The sequence below is a fragment of the Geodermatophilus chilensis genome (assembly GCF_002802985.1).
Lineage (GTDB): Bacteria > Actinomycetota > Actinomycetes > Mycobacteriales > Geodermatophilaceae > Geodermatophilus > Geodermatophilus chilensis.
The window spans coordinates 1-4,522 of record NZ_NVPT01000258.1 but is presented as its reverse complement, the minus strand read 5'-3'; the positions used below and the strand labels follow the sequence as shown (position 1 = coordinate 4,522).

General features: G+C 70.2%; 5 protein-coding genes. 2 read left to right on the top strand and 3 right to left on the bottom strand.

Annotated features, from left to right (window positions below; translation table 11 throughout):
- Positions 1-126: 126 nt before the first annotated feature.
- A complete protein-coding gene (locus CNO22_RS25720) occupies positions 127-1,236 on the bottom strand; it encodes a GNAT family N-acetyltransferase (RefSeq protein ID WP_100502097.1) in 1,110 nt (369 codons plus the stop codon).
- A 429-nt stretch (positions 1,237-1,665) separates the two neighbouring features.
- On the opposite strand from CNO22_RS25720, the gene CNO22_RS25710 reads away from it, so the two are divergent.
- Positions 1,666-2,304: a TrmH family RNA methyltransferase gene (locus tag CNO22_RS25710; protein ID WP_100502096.1), complete on the top strand. Its 639-nt coding sequence runs from the start codon at positions 1,666-1,668 to the stop codon at positions 2,302-2,304.
- 684 nt (positions 2,305-2,988) lie between these two features.
- Here the strand turns inward: CNO22_RS25710 and CNO22_RS28020 are convergent.
- A complete protein-coding gene (locus tag CNO22_RS28020) occupies positions 2,989-3,177 on the bottom strand; it encodes a hypothetical protein (RefSeq protein WP_157937130.1) in 189 nt (62 codons plus the stop codon).
- A 423-nt stretch (positions 3,178-3,600) separates the two neighbouring features.
- Between CNO22_RS28020 and CNO22_RS25700 the strand changes: the two genes are divergently transcribed.
- On the top strand, positions 3,601-3,780 hold the full coding sequence (locus tag CNO22_RS25700) for a hypothetical protein (protein ID WP_100502094.1): 180 nt from the start codon (positions 3,601-3,603) through the stop codon (positions 3,778-3,780).
- Positions 3,781-3,890: 110 nt separating this feature from the next.
- On the opposite strand, the gene CNO22_RS25695 is transcribed toward CNO22_RS25700, so the two are convergent.
- Positions 3,891-4,522, bottom strand: a 632-nt coding sequence (locus CNO22_RS25695; RefSeq protein WP_232807357.1) for a hypothetical protein, incomplete at its 5' end; no start/stop codon positions are given.

Sequence of the window (4,522 nt, the reverse complement as noted above, 5' to 3'; positions counted from 1 at the left end):
GCCCCCCACCACTCGCAGGCTCGCGGCGGGACCCTGCAGGGGGCCGCCCGTCCTCCCCACCCCTCGTAGAAGGACCCCGTCCTCCCCATCCCTCGCAAGCTCGGGGCGGTGCCCTGGAGGGGGCCACTAACGGCGGGACGCCGACACCTCCCAGGTCGAGCCCACGGGGACGAATCCGCGGCGGGCGTACCAGTGCCGGGGCCAGTCGGTGGCGTCGGCCTCCAGCACCACGAGGTCACAGCGTGCGGCGGCGGCGCGGTCCAGCACCGCGGCCAGGACGGCGTCCCCGTACCCGCGGCCGCGCGCCGCGGGGTCGGTCAGCACCGACTCCACGGCGGCCGTCGCGCTGTCCACCCGCAGCTGAGCGGCCGCGACCACCCGGCCCTCCTCCCGGACGGCGAGGTCGGTGACGGCGACGACCCGGTCGTTGCGGTGCTCCCGGCCGACGAGCTGGGTCACCACCTCGTCCAGGTCGGCCTCCGACGCCGGCAGGTCGCGCCGCCACGAGCTCTCCCAGAGATCGTGGAGTTCCCGCTGGTCGACGGCCTCGGCGCGGCGTCCCGGGGGCGGCGGGGTGGCCGGACGGCCCATCACCAGCAGCTCCTCGGCGCGCCACCCGCGGCCCGCGAGCTCGCGCGCCACGTCGTCCGCACCCGGCCAGGTCAGCGTGGCGGCGAGGTGCGGCCAGCCCGCGTCGGCGGCGACCGCGGCCGCGCTGTCCGCGACGGTGCCCGCGTCCACCGGGTGCTCCAGGACCAGCCGGTTCTCGTCCCGCGAGTACGGGAAGCGCGGGTCGAGCACGGCCACCCCGCCGGGGACGTCGCGCACCTCGGCGGCCCGCCGGGTCCGCACCGACAGGGACAGCGCCCGCGCACGGCCGAGCGCGTCGTCCGGCCGGGGCAGGACCGGCGCGGCGGGCGGCCGGTACGGGACGACGGCGACGACGGCGCCGGTCGGCAGCGGACCGTGCAGGTGCGGGAAGCGCATGCCGGGCGGGTCGCCGGGCACGCCGGGGGCCCAGCGCACCGGGTCGGTCAACCGCGCGGGGTCGACGACGAGCAGCACGAGGTCCCGCCGTCCGGGAAAGAGCCGGCCGGCCGGCAGGTGCACCTGCTCCGGCGTGGAGAGGTGCACGAATCCCTGCCCGGCCAGGGACGGTGGGCGCAGCGCCCCGGTGTCGAGCGCCGCCCGCCAGGCCGCGGGCTCGGTCAGGTGGACGAGCACGCCGTCGGTCACGTCCGCCGATCCTGCCCCGGGACGCCCGGTCGACCGGGGTGTGGGAGACGATCGGCCGCGTGGACGGCGAGGCGGGCCCGACGGAGTGGGGGACGGCGGTCGGGGTCGGTCCCTGGCCCGGACCGTGGCCCGAGGACCCGCGCTACGACCCCGAGCTGCTCGCGCACGGCGACCGGCGCAACGTCGCCGACCGCTACCGGTACTGGAGGGTCGAGGCGGTCGTGGCCGACCTCGACGCGCGCCGGCACCCGTTCCACGTCGCGATCGAGAACTTCGGGCACGACCTCAACATCGGGACCGTCGTGCGGACGGCGAACGCCTTCCTGGCCGCGGAGGTGCACATCGTGGGCCGCCGCGGCTGGAACCGCCGGGGGCAAACGCGAAAGTCGTCTTCCTATGCAACTAGCCGGGTCTGGCATCGTCCGGGGCATGGACAGGGGACCGACCGAATGGGGGACGACGGTGGGGGTCGGCCCCTGGCCCGGGCCGTGGCCCGAGGACCCGCGCTACGACCCCGACCTGCTCGCCCATGGCGACCAGCGCAACGTCGCCGACCGCTACCGCTACTGGACGGTCGAGGCGATCGTCGCCGACCTCGACACCCAACGGCACCCGTTCCACGTCGCCATCGAGAACTGGCAACACGACCTCAACATCGGGACGGTGGTCCGGACCGCCAACGCCTTCCTGGCCGCTGAGGTGCACATCGTCGGCCGCCGCAGATGGAACAGGCGCGGAGCGATGATCACCGAGAAGTATCAGCACCTCCGGCACCACGCGGACGTGGCCGACCTCGCCGCCTACGCGGCCCAGGAGGGCCTGACACTTGTCGCGGTAGACAACGGGCCCGGCTCGGTACCCATCGAGGGCACGCCGCTGCCGGAGCGGTGCGTCCTGCTGTTCGGGCAGGAAGGCCCCGGTTTGACCGCAGCGGCTCGCGAGGCCGCTGCGGTCACCGTGTCCATCGCGCAGTTCGGGTCGACCCGCTCGATCAACGCGGGCGTCGCCGCCGGGATCGCCATGCACACCTGGATCCGGCAGCACGCGGCCAGGGAAGGCGCGGGTTAGTCCTCCATCGGTCCCCACCTACTGCCGGGGTGTCGGAGGTGTCCCACGGGTTAGCTGGACGGCAGCCGCCACGGCTGACACCGCCAGGATGCCGTCCTGGACGGACCCCGTGATCAGGGTCACGCCCCCCAGAACAAGGCCGCCCATCCCGAAGATGACCACTCCTCCCCAGGTGGCAGGGTCCTTGCTCGCGTTCTGGTCCCGGTGTTTCATCGACCGCGTCTCCTCGTTCCTGGTTCCCACCGGCGGGAGACAAGGACGGGCCTTCGGCTGCCACCGAGGGCCCGTTCGCATGTGCGAGCGGACCCGTAGACCTGTCCTCGTCCCTCTGCCGTCACGCGCTGTCGCGTGCTGCTGGGGACGTTAGGAAGTGCGGACGGACCAGTCCAACACCGGTGTGGGGGCACTTCTGCACAACCTGTGGATAACTCTGTGCCCAACAGCGTGTCCCGCTGTGGGTGAATGCGGGGACGTCAAATGACAGTCGCGTGTTTCTGCTGGCCAGGGCCCTGTCGAGCTGTGGATAGAAGAAATCCGCGAGATTTCCGGGTGTCTTCCCCCGGCGTGCCTCGCTGGGGACATGTACCCGGGGGCAACTAAGCGGGGGGACAGTGTCCACAGGGGTAAGGCCCGGCCCGGTGGACATGGAGATCCGGGCAATCCCGCTCAGGCAGCCGTGAGGCGCTAGCTGCGCCGGTACGGGTCGATCCGCAGGCCGCCCATCTCCCGGAAGTTCGCGATCCGCTCGGCCCTCTCCTCCGCCGTGATCGTCCGCGGCGCGTACTTGCGCATCAGCTCATCGAGGACCCGGCGCTCCTCGGCCGCGTCGCGCATGTTCTGCCGGTCGGCATCGGTGAGCCATCGGATCGCCACGCCGAGGAGGCTCCTCGGGTCGGTGGCCGCGTGCAACGTCGATGAGGCTGCATCTGCGTCCCTGCATGGACCTCTCAGGGGGTCGCGAACAAGTCGCACTTGTTGCAGCGCTTGCCGACCCGCGCGCTGGGAGTCCTGGGGGTCGTACTCGTAGACCCACCGATGCCAGCACTGTCCCTGCCGGGCCTCTCGGGTCTTCGGTCGGGTGAGGAAAATCCCGAGCAGCACAAGGAGCAGGGGAACGATGAAGAAGAGCACGACTGCTGGCGTATTGCCGTCCATGTGCGGGATCTCCGGGTCACGTCTCTACTACACCGAGTCGTCCCAGTTCAGCTCGCGTCTCACCGGGACCTGGGCCGCTTGGCTGCTTGTGGAGCCGAGGCGAATCCCTCGGTATCCCCGCGATCCAGGGGAGGTCCCACCGTGATCAGTCCCGCCGACCCCCTGACCGAGCTGCTAACCCTGCTGCGGCAGGCCCGGCGCGAGGTCGCTGTCACCGTGCCGGGGCCGGTGGAGTTTTGCATCGTCCACCGGCGCGACATCGCCCACCAGCTGACCCGCTGCGCCCGCCGGATAGGGTGGCCGCAGGATCCGCTCAGATAGGCAGGAGCGTCCAGTCCCTAAGTGGCCCACTAAGGGATTCGTGCGCACGGTCGCTAAACGGGGGTCCATTCGAGGGCCGGGAAGTCTGCACGTTGCTGACCTCTTGCGATTCATAGATTCGGCGAATTGTAAGCATCTCGAAGGCGTAAATCCTCCGTGTCACACGTGAGGACCGGCAGGCGATTCGCCCACCGATCAACGCAAACTAGCCGAAACTGAATCGGGCGATAGGATTGCTGTTGGCCATCGCGGTCGACGTATGCTACTCGAACCGAGAACCAGTTCCTTGAATCCTGAAGGGGGACGACGCGCTCATACTCGACGCCGCTCCACCGCGCCCAGGCGCTCCGGAACTCTTCGTAGCCGCCTTCGTGCGCGTCGCGCAGCTCTCTGCTCACCATTGTGTCCCAAACTGTTAACGGGTCCTCTACAACGGTGTCGTAGTAACGGATCATGAAACGTTCGGCTTGCAGGCGGTCAACGTCCTCACCGGCCACGCATTGGGTTAGAAGTACAGTGGCCGCGGATCCGAAGATCGCGCCGAGAATGCCGATGACCAACTTCTTCATGAACTCGCCGTGGCTCATCCATACCTCCGGCAGCCCCCGTCGTGGCCGCATCAGGATGTCAGCCGAGGGCGCTCTTACTAAGGAGATCGTTAGTAGCTTGATCGCTGACCCGCGCGCGGAGACCATTGAGGAGTGCGGGAGGACGACGGCCGCAAGCTCGACCACCAGACGCT